Here is a 20,694-nt window from a genome sequence, read left to right as displayed (position 1 = left end):
GTGACCGGTTAGAGCCCAAACCGTTGGCTGCTGCGTCCGGTGCAGCATACTGATCCGCGACACCAGATTGCAATCGGGGAGAGCGAGTGATGGAGGCTGCCGTAAGGAAGCTATTCGAGCGATACGAAAGTTTTTTTAACAGATCCCTCGGCGATGACGTGGATATGGATGAGGTCGCATCGCTGTACGCCTCGGATTTCATCGCGGCCTCGCCGGCCGGTGTTATGACCGGGAAAAACGACGATCAACTCAAGCAGGTCATGGAGCAAGGATACGCCCGCTATCGGGCAATAGGGACCAAGGAGATGCGGATACGCGATATCAGCATCTCTCCGATAGATGAACATCATTGTTTGGCCCATGTCGCCTGGACGGCGACCTATGCTCGCGAGGATCAACCGGACACGGCTATAGATTTCGATGTCCACTATCTCGTGCAGAAGCTGGACAGCGAGGCGAAAGTTTTCGGTTGGGTGTCCGGCGATGAGCAGGCGCTTCTTAAGAAGCATGGCATCGGCTAGCGGCAACTTCGTCCACATATCAGCCGTTTGCCTCGGCCGGATTCCATCTTTGCCGGACGCCGACAAATTGATTGGCGACAAGGGCTACGACAGCGACACCTTTGGTGATCACGGCTGTGGACCGGACAAGTTCATTTCACGCTCGGCCCGGAAAACATTGCTGTGCAGGTTCGCTATCCACTGCCGTCCGCTCGACGTGACATTGAGATAGCGTATCGCCGTCTGGATCTGCGGAGCGACGTTGTTCCAATAGAATTGCGGATATTTGTAAACGACGTCTGCCGGCGTCTCGTAGCCGAGCGTTTTGTTCATGCCGACTTCTTGAAATTCGTAGAACAGGGCATTCGCTTTTTTCAGGTAATTGGGGTCGCCGAGTTGCCCGATGAGGTCGGCCGCGCGCAGCAACAGGCCCTCTTCTTCAATCAGTTCGTCGTTTGACGATGAGGCAACATAGGGAAATCGCGTATACTCGATTGCCCTGGCTATCCGGCTCGCATCAACTTCTTCGGCTGTGTCGAGCCGCTCGAAGACGAACAGCTTCGAGCGATCCACATGGTAGGCTCCCAGCGCAGCATCGGATGAGCCTCGCGCCAGGCGAATTGTACGGCCGCTGAGATCGGCGATATAGGAATCCCCGTCATCTCCCTGGACGATTCCACGAACATATCCGATGTCGTGGGAGAGGCACGCCACGATGAAATTGGCGTAATCGTCCGGCGTCGTTGGCCGCAGCATCGCCCGGCCCATGAGGATGTCGTGGCCGGCAAGGGTCACGAGCATGGTGTGTTCGATGTTGTGATACAGGGCGTCACTGTTGCCGATGCATTCCAATGTGAGCCTGGCTGCATAGGGAAGAAATTCAGCCAGCCGGGCTTGGGAGGAGCCAAACCTGCTCCTGGTATCTGAGGCCAGAAACGATCCCAAGGCTTGCGCGACCAGTTCCGGGATTGTGATCATGAGGCCTCTCCCAACTCGGTTGTGCGACGCCACCGGTATCAATGTAGCACGTCGTTGGGCTAGACCGGATATCGCTCACGCCGCGCAAGTGGGCGCAACGCAGATTTGACGGTTGGTCAGTTGCCGTGACGTATCTTGGCGCGACGCTGCGGGAGCGGCTGGGCGCAGCCACCAAGCCAAAATCAAGATTATCTTTAGATTATCTGCATACGGGCTCAAAGCGCGGCAAGCCGGTCCGGGCCATATTGCCGGCATGGATCGACGAGATTTCATTGCGTTTCTGGGTGCGGCGATGGCGTGGCCGTCCGCCGCACTCGCTGAGGACTCGACAAAAGTTTATCGCATTTTTTGGGTGTCCACCGACTCCCAGCCCGACCCGTTCCTGGCGGGGTTTCGGGAGGGATTGCGGGCGCGGGGCTATGTCGAGGGAAAGAACGTTACCCTTGAGCTGCACTATGCGCCCGGCAATCCGCAGGCGCTCCGCGAGGTCGTATCCGAACTGAAGCGAGGGAACATCGACCTGGCCGTGTCGAGCGGCCCAGCGACGCGCGCGATGACGGCGGTAACGGACGTTCCGGTCCTGTTTGCGTTGAGCGGCGACCCGGTGGAGTTGGGCCTCGTCAAGAGCCTCGGCGAGCCGGGCGGCAATTTCACGGGTTCGACCTTCCTTTCGCTTGAGCTGGCGGGGAAGCGGGTTGAGCTGCTGAAGGAAGCCGTGCCCGCTGTGCGCAGGCTTGCAGTGCTTTCAAACACCCTTCATCCGGGAGAACAATCGGAGTGGCGCGCGACCAGGGAAGCCGCCACGGCGCTGGGCATCGAGACCGTCTACGTTCCCTTTGCCGGCAAAAACGAACTGGACAATGGACTGGCGGCGGCGGGAGACGCGCATGCGGATGCGTTGCTCGTCTTCCCGGATGTCCTCACGCTGGTGCACCGGGACAAGATCGCCCGCTTCGCCATCGCGCATCGGCTGCCTTCGATGTTCGGTTGGAGCGAATATTGCGACGCTGGCGGACTTCTGAGTTATGGCGCCAACCAGCGCGCGACCTATTTCTGGCTTGCGACCTACGCCGACCGGATCCTGCGCGGCGAAAAGCCCGCCAATCTCCCGGTTTTTCAGCCCACCAAATTCGAACTGGTCGTGAATCTCAGGACGGCTGAACGACTCGGTATCGACCTCGACAAATCTTCAGTTCTTTTCCGCGCCAATCGGGTGATCGAATGACCCCGGCGCACCTCTTACTGGTTCAAAACTCTTTCCATCGGATTTTTCTTTGGTGACCCGTCCGCGCCGCTCCCTGTTCATGAAGTACTTCGTCACGCTGTTTGTCGCAGTGGTGACACCTCTCATGCTTGGTTCCGCAACCGAAGCCTGGTTCGCGTTTCGCGATAATCGCTTCGATCTCAATGAACTCCTTCAGGTCGAGGCCCGCTCGGCGGCCGACCGGATACAGGCTTTCACCGACGGGATACGCGATCAGCTTGGTTGGGTCGTGCAGTTTCCCTGGACCCAGGGCGAGGACGAGCGGCGCAGGGTCGACGGGTTGCGTTTACTGCAGCAGGTGCCGGCGATTGTTTCGCTCTCGTTGGTCGACCCAACCGGCACCGAGCGGGTTTTCGTATCCCGCGTGAGCATGAACAGAACCGGCCGCGGCGCGGATATGTCGACGGATCCCGCGGTTGTCGGCGCGCGCGCCAACCGGGTCTGGTATGGCCCGGTACACTATCAGCGCGATTCCGAGCCTTACATGCGGATCGCGGTTGCGGGAAACCGTGCGGCTGCCGGGGTCGTCGTCGCCGACATCAACCTGAAACTGATCTGGGATATCATCGCGGCGATCAAGATCGGCGACACCGGACACGCTCTTGTCGTCGATGATTCCGGGCGCCTGATTGCTCACCCGGACATCAGCCTTGTGCTGCGCAGCGGTGCCGGGGCAGGGGAGTTCGACCGTCTCAAGTCCGTCGTCGGCGCTGCGAATGGATCGGCGGTCGCCACGACCGGCGAGGACGGCAAGCAGGTCGTTGCGCTCTCGGTGCGTGCCCCCAACGTGGGCTGGACGGTGATCGCGGAACAGCCGGTCCAGGAGGCGTTCGAATCCATCCGCGCCGCGCTGCGGCGTTCCCTGATACTCATCGGTTTCGGAATCGTTTTCGCGCTTGTCCTGGCCTATTGGCGAGCATGCCGCATGTGGGGACCGATCAGGCAACTCGAGGATGGCGTTGAACGGATCGGGATGGGGCAGTTCGACCATCGCATCACGATCGAGAGCCACGACGAACTGGAGCAATTGGCAATCCGGTTCAACCAGATGGCGGGAGAACTTGCCACTTCGCAGCAGAAGTCCGAGCGGATCAATCGTCTGAAGCAATTCCTTGCGCCTCAAGTGGCTGAACTGGTCGAACACTCCGATCAAGGGTTGCTGGACGGACAGCGACGCGAGGTGGTCGCGATTTTTGGCGATCTGCGCGGCTTCACCGCGTTTTCCGCGCGCGCCGAGCCTGATGTCGTTATCGCCGTGCTGAGGGAGTATTATGAAGCGATCGGCACCGTGACGGCCCGCCACGCCGCCACCCTGATCCGCTTCACCGGTGATGGCGTGATGGTCCTCGTCAACGCGCCGGTCGCGTGTGAAAATCCGGCGCAGCGCGGTATCCGGCTTGCGATCGACATGCAGGCTGCGGTGCAATCGCTTGCCAATTACTGGAACGCGCGTGACTGCGCCATTGGTTTCGGCGTGGGTATCGCGATGGGACCTGCGACCGTCGGAACGCTTGGCTGGCATGGACGCCTCGACTACACAGCCATCGGAAACGTCGTCAATCTGGCATCACGGCTTTGCGATTTGGCGGAGGACGCGCAGATACTGGTGGATCCGGTCGTCACCGGGCATGTCAAGGATAGCATCGCCCTTGCATCCATTGGGGAGCGGGCCATCAAGGGCTACGATCGTGCTCTGGAGGTTTTTTCGGTGGTTCGCAGCGTCGGGCCGCTGACGCATCTCGGCTGTCCGCTCCGGCCTGCTGACGTTCGATCCGTTGAAGCAGGATTTAAAAGAGACGTGCCGGAGTTTGCTTCGACAGATGCGGGCTGAATGACGGCAAAAAGTCCTGTAGCCCGGATGAGCGCAGCGATATCCGGGACGGTATTGATATCCGGGACGCTGTTAGCGTGGCCCGGATATCGCTGCGTTCATCCGGGCTACAAGAAATCCTCAATGACGGACCTCAAGGTGATAAGATTGAAAAATGAGGCGATACGAGAACCGAATTGCCCCTGAAATCGAGCCCTCCGGACGCCTCTTTTGAAGTATTGATGGCCGCTGGTCCGTGCTATTTCTGGCCACCGGGCAACCGCCTTTGCCACCACACTTTTTGGGACCATCTCGTTGATCGACAAGCTTGAACTGCTGCTGGCGCTCGCAAAGGAGCGGCATTTCGGACGGGCCGCGGAGGCCTGCGGCGTCACCCAGCCGACCATGTCGACCAGCCTCAAGCAGCTCGAGGAAATCCTCGGCGTGATGCTGGTGCAGCGCGGGTCGCGGTTCCAGGGATTTACGCCGGAGGGCGAACGCACCCTCGACTGGGCGCGGCGCATCGTCGGCGACACCCGCGCGATGCGGCAGGAGATCAACAGCCTCAAGGACAAGCTCTCCGGCGAGATCCGGATCGCCGCGATACCCACCGTGCTCGGTATGGTGGCGTCGCTGACGACGCCGTTCCGCGCGCGGTACCCCGACGTGCGCTTTCGTATCCAGTCCTGCACGTCGGCCGACGTGCTGGGCCTGTTGGAAAATCTCGAGGTCGATGCCGGGCTGACCTATATCGAGAACGAACCGATCGGCAAGGTACGCACCATTCCGCTCTACAACGAGAGCTATCGCCTGCTGACGTCGCCCGATGCCATGTTCGGCGATCGCAAGCAGGTGACCTGGAAGGAAGTAGGCCAGGTGCCGCTCTGCCTCTTGACGCCGGACATGCAGAACCGCCGCATCATCGATCGCGCGCTGGCATCGGTCGGGGCCGAGGCCACGCCGACGCTGACCTCGAACTCGTTGGTGGTCCTCTATACGCATGTGAAGACCGGGCGCTGGGCGAGCGTGATGCCGGCAAAACTCGCAGAAACCCTGGGGCTGGCGGATACCATCCGCAGCATTCCGATCGTCGATCCCATCGTCGACTACAGCGTGGGGCTGGTGATCCCGCAGCGCGATCCGATGACACCTCTGATCGCGGCGCTGGTGCAGGTCGCCCGCGAAGTGGCGCCGACGCTGGAGTAGATCGCGCCTGCTCTAGTCAGAAGCGCCGCGCTCGGTCCTTCGGTAGCCTGCCAAGCGAAGTCCTTCCTGCCTGACCGCGTAATCTTCCGGCCGTATCCAGGGCGGTCTCTGTTGATGCCGGCGAAGCTGCTCGGAAAACCGCGCAGGAATGCGCTCCAGCACAGCGCTCGCCTCGTCCAGACGCCCGAGATGGGCCAGGCACGCAGCCATCAGTTCATATGCCGGCGCCAAGCCCGGACGCATCCGGACAACCTGGTGTAGTGTCGCAAGCGCTGCATCGAAATTTCGCGCGCTCAATTGAATGAACCCGGTCCACAGGGACCATAGCCATGTTAGCGGATCGTGCGGACTGGCGCGCATGGCCTGACGCAGCCGATCGAGCGCTTCATCGCGATGCCCGCCAAAGCCGAGCACACAGCCGAGCATGCTGATCACGAAAGCGCTATTCGGATTGATTGCAAGCGCCGTGCGAGCCTCGGCGATCGCGCCCTCCCATTCGCTCCCCCACATCAGCATGTGCGCCAGGATTGCGTGCGCCATCGCATCCTTGTCGTCGAGCGAGACGGCGAGCAGCGCCTCCTCACGCGGAATGCCCTGAACCTCCTCGAACGGGCGGTGGGAATAATGCCAGACGTCCCATTGCAGGGCCAGCGCGTAGCCGTAGTGACCCGGCGCGAAATTCGGGTCGAGGGCGATGGCCTGGCGGAAGTATGTTAGGGCCGTCTGGTTCTCCTCGGATCCGTATTTGTAGAAATGCCACAGGCCGCGTTGATGGGCTTCCCAGGCATCGAGCCGGTCCGGCGGCTTGCGCAGTAGGCGCTGCTGTTCGGCCTCGGCGAGCGCCGGTTCGATGAGCCCGGCGACACTCGCCGTTATTGCATCCTGGACGGCAAAGACGTCGCTGAGATTGCGGTCGTAACGTTCCGCCCAGACGTGCGCACCCGAGATCGCGTCGATCAGCTGCGCGGTGATGCGCACCCGATTGCCATCCTTCCTAACCGAGCCCTCGAGTACGTAGCGTACGCCCAGCTCGCGGCCGACCTGCCTGATGTCAACGGCGCGGCCCTTGTAGGTAAACGAGCTGTTGCGCGCGATAACGAACAGCGACTTGAAGCGCGACAGCGCAGTGATGATGTCCTCGGCTAGGCCATCGACGAAGTATTCCTGTTCGGAATCGTCGCCTATATTGTGAAACGGGAGGACGGCAATCGACGGCTTATCGGGCAGCGAGAGAGCCGGCCCATTTGGAGAGCTTGCCGCACCGGCTGGGCCGGGGGCAGGCTCCGCCCCCTCCTGGAGCCTGACACTGCCGACAAAACGGTATCCCCAACGGGAGCTGGTACGGATCAGCCGCTGTGCCTTCCCATCGTCCCCAATCGCGTTGCGCGCCGCATTGATGGCATGGGTGAGGGCGGAGTCCGAGACGATCCGGTTACCCCAGACTTGAGCGATGAGGTCGTCCTTGCTGACCACCCGATGCCGGTTCTCGATCAGGTGGATCAACAGGTCGAAGACTTTGGGTTCGATCTTCACCGAAGCGCCGTTGCAGGACAGCTCCCGCCGCACGGGATCAAGCACGTAATCGTCGAATTGAATTGCCAAGGCGCAACAACCCCCAGTGACCCGACCCGTCGCTTCCTTACGTTCGGCGTTTGGCCGGAATATCCAAAGAATAACACAAGAATTCCATCAGGACTTCCCTACCCTGATGAGGACACTGCCACATTCGCTACTGGCGGAAATTGGAAAGTGCGGATGCAGTCGGGCTTCCCAAAGCGCCGCCGCCTCCAAAGTAACCGTCTTCGAGAGGCGCCTGGGGGAGATACGCCATGACCAAGTTTCAACTGACGCGCCGCCGTGTGCTTCGCGCCGCCGCCGTGGCTGGCGGTCTTGTGGCCGTAACGGGTTCCAGCAACATGTTCGGCACTGCCCGCGCGCAATCGGTGCGAAAGACCTTCGTTCTTGTCCACGGTGCGTTTTGCGGTAGCTGGATCTGGCGTCGGGTCGCTGACCAGCTCGAACAGGGCGGTCACAAAGTATTCGTTCCGACCCTAACCGGCTTAGGCGAGCGCTCGCATTTGCTGAGGAAGGACGTCGATCTGGACACCCACATCGCGGACGTCGTTAACCTGATCAAATGGGAGAGCCTCGAGAACGTCTGCCTTGTAGCGTGGTCTTATGCGGGCTTCGTAGGTTCGGGCGCACTCGAAAGCATCGGCAATCGCGTCTCCTCAATCGTGTGGCTTGATGCCTTTCTGCCTGCCAGCGGACACAGGGTGCTGGACTTCACTGCGTTCGGTAACGTCGTAAATTCGGCCATTGACAAGGACGAGGCAGGCTTTGGTCCACCGCCGAAGCTTCCAGTGATCTTTGTTACCGAACGCGATCGGGCATTCGCTGAGTCCAAGCTCACCCCACAACCGATCGGCACCTTCCTCCAGCCGATCAAACTTTCCGGGGCGCTCGAAAGGGTGGTGAGGAAGACATACATCCGCTTCCCAAAATTTCCACAGCCGGCCTTCGATAAGGCGCTAGCGGACAGCAAGACCGACAAGTCTTGGGCCACATTCGAGCTGCCGGAGGTTGGGCACATGGCCATGCTTGATGCGCCGGACCGCGTGAGCGAGTTGATACTGCAAGGCACGTGAAGTCGATCTTAGCCTTCCAACGTGTTTTACGTTCAACAGATCAATTTTTGACGGATCCACTTTCTCGTAGGGGAATTTCATGACTTTGTCGAACTTCACGCGACGCGGAATAATCGGTGGCCTTGCGGCCGGAGCAACCGCGTCCGCATTGGTTTCGTCAGGCACGTTGATCGATCCCGCGCGTGCTCAATCCGTGCGCAAGACGTTTGTCATGGTTCCCGGTGCCTATTGCGGAGCTTGGTATTGGCGACGCGTTTCGGACAGGCTCGAAAGGCAGGGCCATAAGGTATATTCGCTCACGCTTACCGGATTGGCAGATCGCTCGCACCTCCTGAGCAAGGATATAAATCTCGACACGCACATAGCCGACATCGTGAATATCGTCGAATGGGAAGACCTCGCAGACATTTGCCTTGTCGCTCATTCGTACGGAGGATATCCGGCATCAGGCGCGCTCGAACGCATCGGAAACCGTGTTTCGTCTATCGTCTGGGTTGATGCACTGAAGCCCGCGGATGGCCAGTCATTTCGTGATGAGGTACCCTTCCAAGCGGAAGATGGCACGATCAGCCGTCCAGTTCCCAAGGCGGTCCCGCCGACATCCTTTCACGACGCCAAGGACGCTGCTTGGTTCTTGTCGAAATTAACCCCGCAACCGATTGGCACGTGGCTACAACCAGTGAAACTCTCGGGCGCACGCGAAAGGGTCGCGAAAAAGACCTACATCCGCTTACGCAAATATCCGCTGGCTGCGTTGGACAGAGCATTTGCAGAGTGCAAGGCTGATAAGTCTTGGACGATTCTAGAAAATACGACATCAGGCCATGCTGTTATGATTAACGAGCCGGAGTGGCTGACCGGCATTTTGCTGCAGGCTGGTTGACATTCGAGCGCCGGGCGTCCTCGCATCGAAACTCGGCGCTATTTAACGTTGCGGCGTGCGCGCATCCGACTTCCGTCTCCACTTCGCTTGAAAACGATCTAATAGCTCGCCGGCATCAGCCGCAGACGCGGGTAGAGCCGGTCGATGGCGGCCATGTCGCTGTGCATCTGCTCGATGATCCAGTCGCGGATCTCGCTGACGACCGGCCGGATCGATCGGTCATGCGGGTGCACCAGTTCGCAAAGCCGCCTTGTCGTGGTGAGCGTTTCCGAGGCCGGGACTAAAGCGCCGGTCAGCAGCCAATGGGCTGCGACCGTGAGCCAGCCGAGCGCAATGCCCTGGCCGAGCAACGCGGCCTGGACCACCACCGCATAATCGGAAAAACTCAGCGACTTGGCGGGCCCGGATCGTCTGGTGAGAAAGGCCGGATATTCTGCAGCCCAATCGCCGGGGGTATCTGCGAGGCGGATGATGGTGTTGGGTTCGATCGGGCCATCCGCGCTGTCGGCGTCGCGATAGGCCGGGCTGCAGATCGGCAGCATGACTTCCTTCATCACCAGCGCGCCGTTCCGCGCGGGATCGTATCGGTCGCGAAATCGCATGCCGAGATCGACGTTGTCGACCGGCCCGCGCAGCGGACCGGAAATAAGCTGGAAGCGGAGATCGACGGTCGGAAACTGGCGCTGCAATTTATCGATGCGGGGCATCAGCCAATGGGTGGTGAACGCCGAGGAGACCGAAAGCGTGACCGTCTCGGTGCCCTTGCGGCGGCGGTCGATCTCGATCAGGCCGCCTTCGATGCTGCGGAATCCATCCGACACGTGGCGATAGAGGATCTCGCCGTCCTCCGTCAGGGCCGCGCGGCCATTGGTCCGGTCGAACAGCCGAACGCCGAGATAGTCCTCGAACTGTCCGAGCATCCGGCTGACCGCGGGCTGGGTGACATTCAGTTCGGCCGCCGCCGCCGTGAAGCTGCCGTTGCGCGCGGCGGCGTCAAAGACGAACAGCGCGTGGCTCGAGGGTAGCTTCCGCCGGAGGTCGGGCATAACCTGATGTTATGCTGCCGGTGAGAATTTGGCAATTGCCCGTGCCGGCCAACTCTGGTTGGCTTGCCCGATCGCCCGCCAGCACGGGCAAGATTGAAAATCCGGCGCAGCGGGGACGGCCTTGGGAGCCGCCCTGAAGTGACCGGTCTATAAGACGAGATCATGCCGGTTTCAACCGTCGCTTGCGCCATCGCAGGTGACGTCGATGGCGCGCATCGGTGCGCGCCCTCGGCAACGCAACGGGGTCGGATCATTGGACCAGGGCGGAGAGAGCGTCGACATCAGGGCCGCGAGCAAGAACTATGACGCCGTCCGGGCGCTGGACAACGTCACCCTGAACGTCGCACCGCGGGAGTTCGTCTCCCTGCTCGGGCCGTCCGGATCCGGCAAGACCACGCTGCTCGGCATCCTCGGCGGCTTCATTCAACCCTCGTCGGGCTCGATCCATTTCGGCGACCGCGACGTGACGTTCCTGCCGCCGCACAAACGCGACATCGGCGTGGTGTTCCAGAACTACGCGTTATTTCCACATATGAGCGTCGGCGAGAACGTCGCCTTTCCGCTGCGCGCGCGACGGATCCCAAAGGCGGATTGGGCTGCGAGGGTACGCGCCGCACTGGCGATGGTCGGGTTGTCGGGCTACGAGGCGCGCGGCATCGCCCAGCTCTCCGGCGGCCAGCGCCAGCGCGTGGCGCTGGCACGCGCCATGATCTTCGAACCGCGCCTGATCCTGATGGACGAGCCGCTGTCGGCGCTCGACAAGCAGTTGCGGGAAGCGATGCAGATCGAACTGCGCGAGCTGCACAAGCGGATCGGCGCCACGATCATCTACGTCACCCACGACCAGCGCGAGGCACTGACGATGAGTGACCGCGTTGCGATTCTCAAGGACGGCCGGCTGGTCCAGATCGATCGCCCGGAGCGGCTGCACGACTATCCCGCGGACTCTTTTGTGGCGAGTTTCATCGGCGAGGCGAGCCTGCTGCCGGTCCGGCGCGTCGATGGCTCTAGCGTGGCGCTCGGCCCGGCTGTCCTGAAAAGCGCCCGCGCGATTCCGGACGGCCAGGCGCTGATGCTCGCGGTACACAGCGAGAAGCTCCTGATTGCGGACGGCGTCGCCGATGCCGCGCTTAACCGCCTGACCGGCAACGTTACCGACATCGTCTATCAGGGCGAAAGCCTTCGTGTGTTCCTGCAGCTGGCCGACGGCACCTGCCTGAGCCTGCGTCAGCCCAGCCATTACCAGGCCTCGCGCCTGTTACCTCCTGTTGGCGGCGAACTCACCGTCACACTTCATCCCGAAGACACCATCGTCGTGCCCAAAGCGCAGGAAAAGGCGAACGAAAAGGCGCGGGAATGAATGCCCCGTCAATCCCGAGTGCAACACCAGACCAACCAAAACAAGAGATGAAAATGTCCTATGATAGCTTCAAGGTTCTCACCTTCGACGTCGTCGGTACCTTGATCGATTTCGAAGCCGGCGTGCTCGATGCGGTGCGCAAGATCTCGGGCCGAAAGGCGGCCGAGCTCAGCGACGATCAGATCTTCGCATCCTACAAGCGCGGCCGCGACGCTCATCCCGAACGGTCGAGCGAGGTGATGTTTCATGTCTACCGGTACCTTGCCAAGGAACTGGGACTGCCGGCCGACGATGCCGCCTGCGATGCCTTCCAGCTCGCCGTGCTGCGCTGGCAGCCATTTTCGGATTCGGTCGAGGCGCTGAAGCGCCTGCGCACCAGGTTCCGATTGGTCGCCATGACCAATGCGGATCGCGTCGCGCTGTCATGCTATGCCCACGCGCTCGACAATCCCTTCCACGACACCATCTGCGCCGACGACACCGGCGTTGCGAAACCCAATCCGGAATTCTTCGCCTACAACAAGGGCCGGCAGTCGGCGTTCGGCTACAAGCAGTCCGAAATTTTGCACGTGGCGCAGAGCCAGCATCACGACATCGGTATCGCGCGACAGCTTGGCTACAAGGTCTGCTGGATCGAGCGGCGCCAGGGCATGAAGGGCTTTGGCGGCACGCCGGAAGTGCCGCAACTCACAAAACCCGATTTCCATTTCGCCACGATGAAAGCGTTCGCCGACGCCGCTGTTGGAAACTGAGACGGGCAGGGTGGCTGACATGGCAGAGGTCTGGACCCCAATGGCACCGGCCGCCTCGCTCTGGGCGGACACGGCGGAGCCGTTGCCCGCCTTTCCGAAGCTTGCCGGCGACGTAAAGGCCGATGTCGTCATCATCGGCGCGGGCTATACGGGGCTGTCGGCCGCGCATCATCTCGCGAAGGGCGGTCTTTCGCCGGTCGTACTCGAAGCCAATCATCCCGGCTGGGGCGCGAGCGGCCGCAATGGAGGCGTCATCACCGCCAAGTTCCGCCTCTCGTTCCGCGACATCGATGCAGGTCACGGCCGCGCCATGGCCAGGCGCATGTATGAGATCGCGCATGACTCCGTCGAGATGGTCGATGAGCTGGTGTCCGAATTTGGCATCGAGAGCGCGCGATTGACGCGCAGCGGGCAGGTCAAGGCCGCGCACAATCAGGCGACGCTCAGGTCCGCGATCGACGAAGCCGAATGGATGAAGCGGGAGATGGGCGATACCGAGGTCCGCATTCTTGATTCCCATCAGGTGCGCGAAGAGACGGGATCGCGGGGCTTTGTCGGCGGGGTGCTCAATCCGGGCTCCGGCGGCATCCATCCGCTGAACTACCTGCGTGGCCTCGCTAAAGGTGTTGCGCAGCGCGGTGTGCCGATATTCCAGGAAAGCCCTGCGCTCGCGCTCCGTCGCGACGGCGATGGCGTTATTGCCGAGACGCCTGGCGGCAGCGTGCGCGCGCGTCAGGCGATCATCGCCACCAACTCTTATTCCGACCTGACATCGGCGACGGTGCGGCTGCAACGCACATTGGTGCCGTTCCGCAGCGCTCTCATCGCTACCGAAAAACTGTCACCGAACCTCGCCGGCAGCCTGATGCCGACGGGGCGAACCTACACAGAGACCAAGCGGATGATGCGTTGGTTCCGCAAGGTCGACGACCGCGTCATCTTCGGCGGTCGCGGCGCCTTCGGAAAGCAGGATTCGGAAAGCGCGTTCGAGGCGCTACGCAAGGCGATGGTCGGCATCTTCCCGGAGCTTGCGGATATTCCGCTCGCGTTCAAATGGTCGGGTCTCGTCGCGATGACGCTCGATTCCGTGCCGCATGTCGGCCGTCTCGATGATCGCACCTTTTATTCGGTTGGCTACAACGGCGCCGGCGTCGCGATGTCGAGCCTGATGGGCCGCTACCTCGCGGCCCTCGTGCGCGCGGAGAAGGTCGATCTCGGCCTGCTCGATGCTGGCCGTCTCAAGACTATTCCATTCTATCCGTTCCGCGAGCCAGCCGTCCGCGCGGTGGCCGGCTGGTACCAATTTCTGGATGCGATCGGGCGTTAGGGGTTCTAACGCCCGGTCATAACAAGAGGGGTTGAACATGATGATTGCATCTTGCTGCCGGCGTGCACTGCTCGGCGTTTCCCTTGGTGTCCTCGCGACGCTCTCGGCGCTTCCGGCCAATGCGGACCAGATCACCTTCGTGTCCCAGGGTGGTGCCTATCAGAAGGCGCAAACCGTCGCGATCCTCGACCCCTCCGCCAAGAAGCTTGGTATCACCATCAACCAGGACAGCATCCCCGACGCCTGGCCCGCGATCAAATCGCAGGTCGCCAGCGGCAAGCCGACCTGGGACGTGGTCGATGTGCCGACGGGTTATTGCCTGCGCGGCGGCGAGCAGGGATTGCTCGAAAAACTCGATTTTTCGAAATTGCCAAACGGGGCCGCGATGCCCGAGGCCTATCGTTCCCCTTACTCGGTGGCCTACGAATTCTATTCGAGCGTGCTCGCCTACAGCCAGAAGAAATTCTCGGCAGAGTCCGCGCCCAATAGCTGGGCCGATTTCTGGGACGTGAAGAAGTTCCCGGGCCGCCGCGCGCTGCGCAACCATCCGATTGCGACGCTGGAGGCCGCGCTGATGGCCGACGGTGTCGCGCCCGACAAGCTCTATCCGCTCGACGTCGACCGCGCCTTCAAGAAGCTCGAGGAGATCAAGCCCAATATCACGGTGTGGTGGACCTCGGGCGCGCAATCCGCGCAGCTCCTCAATGACGGCGAAGTCGACATGGTGATGGCCTGGAACGGCCGCGTCAGCGCGCTGACCAAGGAAGGCGCCAAGGTCGCTTATACCTACAATCAGGGCATCCTGCAGAGCACCTCGCTCTGCATTCTCAAGGACGCACCCAATCTCGCGACCGCCGTCCGTTTCCTCAACGAGGCGGTCGATCCCGTCCACCAGGCCAATCTGCCGCTGCATATCGATTACGGCCCGGCCAACCCGAAGGCCTTCGATACCGGCGTCATCAAGCCGGAGCGTGTCGCGCAACTGCCGAGCGCGCCGGAAAACGCGGCTAAGCAGGCGCTGATGTCCTACGCCTGGTGGTCGTCGCCTGCGGGCGAGGCGGCGGAAAAACGCTGGGTCGGCTTCATGCAGAAGTAGTCTCGTCGGCAACTGGGCGCGGAGTGCGTTCGCATTCCGCGCCATTGCAGGATCACAATGAGCAGCCCCGTGCAGGACCTCTCGGTACTCCACCAACGCCGCGAACAGCGCCTGATGCTGGCGCTGGCGCTGCCGGCGTTGCTCGTGATCCTGCTGCTGGTCGTGCTGCCGGTCGGCTGGCTCGCCTGGCAGTCGGTCTATCACAACGGTTTTACGCTCGAGAATTACCGCCGGATCTGGAGCGAGGACATCTACTGGCGCAGCTTTGCGCTAACGTTCCAAATCAGCCTGCTGGTGACGCTGCTGGCGCTGCTGCTCGGTTATCCCATAGCCTATGCGGCGAGCGTCGCGCCAAAAAGGTGGGGCATCATCATCCTGGCGCTGGTGGTGCTGCCGTTCTGGACCAGTGTGCTGGTCCGCGCCTATGCCTGGCTCGCGCTGCTGCAGCGGACCGGCGTCATCAACCAGTTGCTGCGCCAGTTCGGCGTGATCGACGAGCCGCTGGCGCTGGTCCACAACACTTTCGGCACCGTCGTTGCGACCCTGCATATCCTGCTGCCGTTCATGGTGCTGCCGCTCTACGCCACCATGCAGCAGTTCCCGCGCGATCTGATGCTGGCCGGCGCCAGTCTCGGCGCCGGTCCCTTGCTCACCTTCTGGCGGATATTTCTGCCGCTCTCGCTGCCCGGGGTGCTCGCGGGCAGTACGCTGGTCTTCGTGCTCACCCTCGGCTTCTACATCACGCCGGAACTGCTCGGGGGCGGCCGCACCATCATGATATCGATGCTTGTCAGCCGCAATGTCGAACTCTACGACCAATGGGGTGCGGCCAGCGCCGTCGGCGTCGTGCTGCTGGTCGCGGTCGGCGTAATCTTCTTCGTTGTCAGCCGCTTCATTCCGCTCGATCGCGTGCTGGGGCAAAAATGACGATGTCCCGCCCGTTCCGCATTGCCCTGGTCGTGACCTGCGCACTGGTGCTGCTCTATCTCATCCTGCCGATCCTGATCATCGCGCCGATGTCGTTCTCGGCCGCGCGCTACCTGAGCTTTCCGCCGCCATCGCTGTCGCTGCGCTGGTATCAGGAATATATCGGCAATCCGGCCTGGATGCAGGCGACCCGCGTGACGCTGACGGTTGCCGTACTCACCGTGGTCATCGCGACCCCGCTCGGCGTTGCCGCGGCCTACGCGATCAGCCAGTCGAAATGGCGCATCATGCGGGTCGTTCACATGACCCTGCTGCTGCCGCTGGTGGTGCCGATCATCATCACCGCGGTCGGCATCTTCTTCGTCTTCGCCAAGGTCGGCCTGGCCGCGACCATGACCGGCCTGGTGCTCGCCAATGTCATGCTCGGTCTGCCCTACGTCGTCATCTCGGTCGCGGCGGGGCTGCAGAGTTTCGATGCCACGCAGGAGATGGTCGCGCGCAGCCTCGGCATGAACAGGCTGCGCAGCTTCTTCGTGGTGACGCTGCCGCAGATCAAGCCCAGCGTGATCGCCGGCGGCATCTTCGCCTTCATCTCCGCGATGGACGAGACCATCGTCGCGCTGTTCATTTCCGGCGGCCAGTATCAGCCGCTGACCAAGCGGATGTTCACCGCGCTCCGCGACGAGATCGATCCGACGATTGCGGCCATCAGCACGCTGATGACCGCGGTCTCGTTCATGCTGGTCCTGATTGCGACCAGCCGGTCAAAGAAGGGCGCGTGAGCGGGAAGTCAGGCGGCGACCTGATTGCTTGGCTCGATTGAGCGCGCCTCGCGCGGCAGCGTGATGCGCACCACGGTGCCGGTGCCGAGCTTCGAGCGCAGCCGCATCGTTCCGCCATGCAGGCTGGTCAGCGAGCGCGCAATGGCAAGGCCGAGGCCCGAACCCTGATAGGTCTTGGTGAGCTGGCTCTCGACCTGCTCGAACGGATTGCCCAGCCGCCGCAGCGAGGCGGGGGCAATGCCGATGCCGGTGTCGGCTATCATCAGCACGATCGAGTTGGGCAGCACGTGGCTCCGCACGGTGACCCTGCCGTCGTCGGGGGTGAACTTCACGGCATTGGACAACAGGTTGACGAAGATCTGCTTGACCGCGCGGCGGTCGGCCATCACGGAAATGGTGCTTTCGATATCGGCGTCCAGCGTCAATTGCTTGTCCTCGGCGCGTCCCGAGACCACGCGCAGCGACTCCGCCAGTATCTTCGACAAATCGAGATGCTCCATGTCGAGCTTCATGCGGCCGGCTTCGATCTTCGACATGTCGAGGATGTCGTTGATGACTTCGAGCAGGTATTTCCCTGATGTGAGGATGTCGTGGCAGTACTCCTGATACTTGTCGGAGCCGAGCACGCCGAACATGCCGCTGCCCATGATCTCGGAGAAGCCGATGATGGCGTTCAGCGGCGTGCGCAGTTCGTGGCTCATATTGGCGAGGAATTTGGATTTCGCCTGGTTGGCTTCCTCGGCGCGATTCTTTTCCTGCGAGTATTTTTCGGCGAGGTCGGCGAGCTCGGCCTGCGAGCGCTTCAGGTCGATCACGTTGGCGCGCAGGCGGGCATCGTTTTCGATCAGCTTCTGCTCGTGCTCCTTGATGCGGGTAATGTCGGTGCCGACCGAGACGTAACCGCCGTCCTTGGTGCGGCGTTCGCTGATGTGCAACCAGCTTCCGTCGTCGAGCTGCGCTTCGAAGGTACGGGCTCCCGGCGCCTGCGCGCCGGTCTCCTGCAGCCGGGTGCGCACTTCCGGCATGCTGCCGACCTCGATCACGGTCTCGTACGACGTGCCGGGGGTCACCGCCGTATCCGGCAGTTTGTGCAGGCGCTGGAAGTGCGAGTTACAGAGCACGAGGCGGTCTTCCGCGTCCCACAGCACGAAGGCTTCCGGGATGGTCTCGATCGCGTCGCGCAGCCTGAGGTCAGCCTCCACGGTCTTCTCGGCGAGGCTCTTCTGCTCGGTGATGTCGACCGCGATGCCGATCAAATGCAACCCGCCGTCGGCCGAGGTCTGGCTGAGCTCGCAGCGCACCCGTAGCCAGATCCAGTGGCCGCCGGTGTGCTGCATGCGGAAGCTCTGGTCGATGTGGTCGAGTTGGCCTGCGATCATCTGGTCGGCGATCGCAAACAGGTCGATGTCGTCGGATTTCACCAGCGCGTTGACTTCGCCGAAGGTGAGGAGGTCGTTGCGGGAGTCGAGCCCGAGCATCGTGAACATCGATGCCGACCAGAAAATCCGGCCGCGGGAGAGGTCCCAGTCCCACAATCCGCAGCGGCCGCGGTTGAGCGCGGTGTCGATCCGGCCGCGCACGGCGTCGTTGATGAGATCGCCCTCGCGGGCGCGGGTCGACTGCCAGTGGAAGGCGAAGCCGAGGATCAGCACGACGAAGCCCGTGGTGGCCGACAGCGTCACCGACAATGCGGCATCCGAGCCCCACAGCGGCTCGTTCTTTTCCTGGATGACGATGACCTGGCCCGGCAGCGACTTGACCAGCCGCGAGATTGCCATGGCGCCATTGCCGTTCGGAAGCGTCATGTCGTTGACGACGCCCTGCTGGGCGGGGGCGGCGAGCAGTTGCGCCGTGCTGATGACGTCGAGGATGCGATCGTTGTCGCCAAGGCTGCCCTCGACCGGCACGCGGGCCAGAATCCGGTGATCGGCGCCGGTGATGATGACATGGCGGCCGGCGGCGACGCCCCAGGCCGGAATCAGGTCGGGCAGCAGGCTCTGCAGCCGCTCGATATTGGCGACGCGGTCCTGCCGGACGGCGGCAAGGCGGTCGAGGCGTTCGGCCAACAGATCGGTGAGGGCGGAGAGGTCACGCTTCATGGCGGCACGTTTTTGCCGGCTCTGGTCGATTACCTGCACGAAGGCGCCGAGGCAAATGGTGATCAGGAAGGCAATGATGAGCGTCGGCACGGCGCGACGAAGCGCCGGCTCTGCGGTGAGCAGCCGGTGATAGGCAGGTTTTGCGATCGACTGTGCCAATCCCTTGATCGAGTCGGATTGAACACATGCGTTCGCCGCATGCGCGCGCGCCATGCTTTAGACCCCCGCCGAAGGCTCTTTTGCACATTGTCCGGAAGGAACCCCGCGTCATTCCGAATCACAGCGATTTGAATCCAGTTTTTTGAGGCTGTCGAGAGTCAACGATTCGTTAATTCGAAATAAATCTTGTCCAACGCGAATTAAGGCGTCGGCGGAGCGAGTCCGAAACGGGAACGTGCCCGCAAAACTACGCGCGCGGTGGTTCGGCATGACTGATCACGCGCTTGATCGACGGAAAGGCGCGGCGCAGCGCGCGCTCGATCTCGTCGACGTTCTCGTGCACCTTGATGACGCTCATCGACGGCGCGGCGCGGCAATGGAAATTAACGACTTCGCCCGCGTCAGTGTCGCGCACCCGCACATTGTGGATGTCGTGGATCGCGCCATTGCCGGCAAAGCGCGTCAGCGCGGCCTTGATGGTCTCGACGCGCTCGGGCGCGGCGTCGGTGCCGTGCGGCAGTTCCGGTTCGAGCGGCTCGATGTGGGTATCGACTTCGACGTCCTCGCCAAAATCCTCGCGGACGTTTCGCTCCAGCACGCGAGTAACCTCGTGGGCCGCCGCAAGCTCCATGTCGCCGTCGACCTCGAGGTCGATGCCGACGATCAGCTTCTCGCCGAGGTCGTGTACGGTGACATGGTGGATGGCGAGGCCGGAATTGCGGGCGATCACCATGATGCGCTCGCGCACGCTCTCATTGTCGCGCGCGACCGGCACGGCCGTGAAGGTGAGGTCGGCGTCGCCGAGCGCCTCAGTGACCGCTGCCTGTGCGGTCTTCTTGATGGCTTCGACGCGATCGATCGGGTAGGTGCGCGGCACCTTTGCGATGGCATCGATGAAATGCGTCGGCCCGACCATGCGAACCCGCAGGCGCTCGACGCCGACCACGCCGGGCACCGAGCGGATCGCGGCGATGGCCTTTTCCGAAGCGCCCTCCGGCGCCCGATCGAGCAGCGTTTCGATGGTGGAGCGCCCGAGCCGCAGGCCCAGGATCGATATCATCACGGCAACCGCGATGGCGGCAGCCGAATCGCCCCAGGCATAGCCGAGCCCGGTCAGCACGAGACCGATGATGACGGCGGTCGAACCAAGTACGTCGGAGGCGAAATGCAGCGCATCCGCTGCCAGCGCCTGGCTTCGGGTCGCGCGCGCGGTGCGATGCAGCGCCCGCGCGCGCCAGAAATTCACCGCGATATCGATCACCAGCACCACGAAGGGAATGGCCGAGAGCGTCGGGGGCGGGGCGCCCTCGCGCAGGCGGCTCCAGGATTCGACCAGGATGCCGCCGGCCAGCACATAGAGCAGCGCGATGACAAAGAGCGCCGACAGGCTCTCGAACTTGCCGTGGCCGTAATGATGTTCCTCATCGGCGGGCTGGTCAGAGACCCGCACCACCAGCCAGGTGATGACGGTGGCGACCACGTCGACGGAGGAGTGCAGGGCCTCGGAGATCAGCGCGAGCGAGCCGATCGCAATGCCGACGGCGAATTTCGCCGCAGCCATGCCGGCGCTGGCGAAGATCGAGATCGCCGCGACATTGGTCTTGATGGTGGGGGTATGACTCATGGGCGGCGGTTTAGCAGGGCGTTGTCCAAGATTAAAGGCGAGCGTCGGAGGCGCAATCGCCAATCACTTGCAGGAGCGATTTGTTGCGAATTGTTCTGAGTTGAGATTCACCGCGTCGTCCCTGCGAAAGCAGGGACCCATAGCCACCGATGCCTGTTGTAGATGAAGCTGTAGCTGCAACGTCGCGTGACATAGACATTCGTGGTTATGGGTCCCGGCTCGCGCTTCGCTTG

Annotated in this window: 17 protein-coding genes; 12 read left to right on the top strand and 5 right to left on the bottom strand. The window is 62.2% G+C overall.

Annotated features, from left to right (window positions below):
- The first annotated feature begins 89 nt into the window (after positions 1 to 89).
- Positions 90 to 521, top strand: coding sequence for a nuclear transport factor 2 family protein (locus tag IVB05_RS26855; protein WP_247778981.1), 432 nt, complete (start codon positions 90 to 92; stop codon positions 519 to 521).
- A gap of 108 nt (positions 522 to 629) precedes the next feature.
- Here IVB05_RS26855 and IVB05_RS26850 read toward each other — a convergent pair whose 3' ends face one another.
- Positions 630 to 1,478, bottom strand: a complete 849-nt coding sequence (locus tag IVB05_RS26850; protein ID WP_247778980.1) for a metal-dependent phosphohydrolase — start codon at positions 1,476 to 1,478, stop codon at positions 630 to 632.
- A gap of 352 nt (positions 1,479 to 1,830) precedes the next feature.
- Here IVB05_RS26850 and IVB05_RS26845 point away from each other — a divergent pair, with 352 nt between their 5' ends.
- The 3 genes from IVB05_RS26845 (at position 1,831) to IVB05_RS26835 (ending at position 5,758) form a co-directional block, all read left to right on the top strand.
- Entirely contained in the window at positions 1,831 to 2,703 is an 873-nt protein-coding gene (locus IVB05_RS26845; protein ID WP_247778979.1) for an ABC transporter substrate-binding protein, read from the top strand.
- 52 nt (positions 2,704 to 2,755) lie between these two features.
- Positions 2,756 to 4,573 carry an adenylate/guanylate cyclase domain-containing protein gene (locus tag IVB05_RS26840; RefSeq protein ID WP_346771782.1) on the top strand — a complete coding sequence of 606 codons (1,818 nt, stop codon included), beginning with the start codon at positions 2,756 to 2,758 and terminating at the stop codon, positions 4,571 to 4,573.
- Between the two features lie 294 nt (positions 4,574 to 4,867).
- Complete coding sequence (locus IVB05_RS26835; RefSeq protein ID WP_247778978.1) at positions 4,868 to 5,758, top strand: LysR family transcriptional regulator; 891 nt, start codon at positions 4,868 to 4,870, stop codon at positions 5,756 to 5,758.
- Positions 5,759 to 5,770: 12 nt separating this feature from the next.
- Here IVB05_RS26835 and IVB05_RS26830 read toward each other — a convergent pair whose 3' ends face one another.
- Positions 5,771 to 7,336: a winged helix-turn-helix domain-containing protein gene (locus tag IVB05_RS26830; protein ID WP_247778977.1), complete on the bottom strand. Its 1,566-nt coding sequence runs from the start codon at positions 7,334 to 7,336 to the stop codon at positions 5,771 to 5,773.
- 251 nt (positions 7,337 to 7,587) lie between these two features.
- Here IVB05_RS26830 and IVB05_RS26825 point away from each other — a divergent pair, with 251 nt between their 5' ends.
- Entirely contained in the window at positions 7,588 to 8,406 is an 819-nt protein-coding gene (locus IVB05_RS26825; RefSeq protein WP_247778976.1) for an alpha/beta hydrolase family protein, read from the top strand.
- A 79-nt stretch (positions 8,407 to 8,485) separates the two neighbouring features.
- Positions 8,486 to 9,289, top strand: coding sequence for an alpha/beta fold hydrolase (locus IVB05_RS26820; protein ID WP_247778975.1), 804 nt, complete (start codon positions 8,486 to 8,488; stop codon positions 9,287 to 9,289).
- A 98-nt stretch (positions 9,290 to 9,387) separates the two neighbouring features.
- Here the strand turns inward: IVB05_RS26820 and IVB05_RS26815 are convergent, their stop codons facing one another.
- Entirely contained in the window at positions 9,388 to 10,335 is a 948-nt protein-coding gene (locus tag IVB05_RS26815; protein WP_247778974.1) for a LysR family transcriptional regulator, read from the bottom strand.
- 253 nt (positions 10,336 to 10,588) lie between these two features.
- On the opposite strand from IVB05_RS26815, the gene IVB05_RS26810 reads away from it, so the two are divergent.
- The 6 genes from IVB05_RS26810 to IVB05_RS26785 are packed head-to-tail and all read left to right on the top strand — an operon-like array spanning position 10,589 to position 16,579.
- On the top strand, positions 10,589 to 11,695 hold the full coding sequence (locus IVB05_RS26810; RefSeq protein WP_247786959.1) for an ABC transporter ATP-binding protein: 1,107 nt from the start codon (positions 10,589 to 10,591) through the stop codon (positions 11,693 to 11,695).
- Between the two features lie 53 nt (positions 11,696 to 11,748).
- Complete coding sequence (locus tag IVB05_RS26805; RefSeq protein WP_247778973.1) at positions 11,749 to 12,447, top strand: HAD family hydrolase; 699 nt, start codon at positions 11,749 to 11,751, stop codon at positions 12,445 to 12,447.
- Positions 12,448 to 12,466: 19 nt separating this feature from the next.
- A complete protein-coding gene (locus tag IVB05_RS26800) occupies positions 12,467 to 13,774 on the top strand; it encodes an FAD-dependent oxidoreductase (RefSeq protein WP_247778972.1) in 1,308 nt (435 codons plus the stop codon).
- A 40-nt stretch (positions 13,775 to 13,814) separates the two neighbouring features.
- Positions 13,815 to 14,870, top strand: coding sequence for an ABC transporter substrate-binding protein (locus tag IVB05_RS26795; protein WP_247786957.1), 1,056 nt, complete (start codon positions 13,815 to 13,817; stop codon positions 14,868 to 14,870).
- A 57-nt stretch (positions 14,871 to 14,927) separates the two neighbouring features.
- Complete coding sequence (locus tag IVB05_RS26790) at positions 14,928 to 15,797, top strand: ABC transporter permease (RefSeq protein ID WP_247778971.1); 870 nt, start codon at positions 14,928 to 14,930, stop codon at positions 15,795 to 15,797.
- Entirely contained in the window at positions 15,794 to 16,579 is a 786-nt protein-coding gene (locus IVB05_RS26785; RefSeq protein WP_247778970.1) for an ABC transporter permease, read from the top strand. The genes IVB05_RS26790 and IVB05_RS26785 overlap by 4 nt, the downstream gene beginning before the upstream one ends.
- Positions 16,580 to 16,587: 8 nt before the next feature.
- Here the strand turns inward: IVB05_RS26785 and IVB05_RS26780 are convergent, their stop codons facing one another.
- Positions 16,588 to 18,891 carry a PAS domain-containing sensor histidine kinase gene (locus IVB05_RS26780; protein ID WP_247778969.1) on the bottom strand — a complete coding sequence of 768 codons (2,304 nt, stop codon included), beginning with the start codon at positions 18,889 to 18,891 and terminating at the stop codon, positions 16,588 to 16,590.
- A gap of 193 nt (positions 18,892 to 19,084) precedes the next feature.
- Entirely contained in the window at positions 19,085 to 20,461 is a 1,377-nt protein-coding gene (locus IVB05_RS26775; protein ID WP_247778968.1) for a cation-efflux pump, read from the bottom strand.
- Positions 20,462 to 20,694 lie beyond the last annotated feature (233 nt).

Source organism: Bradyrhizobium sp. 170 (assembly GCF_023101085.1).
Taxonomy (GTDB): Bacteria; Pseudomonadota; Alphaproteobacteria; order Rhizobiales; family Xanthobacteraceae; genus Bradyrhizobium.
This window is presented reverse-complemented; position numbering and strand designations above follow the sequence as displayed.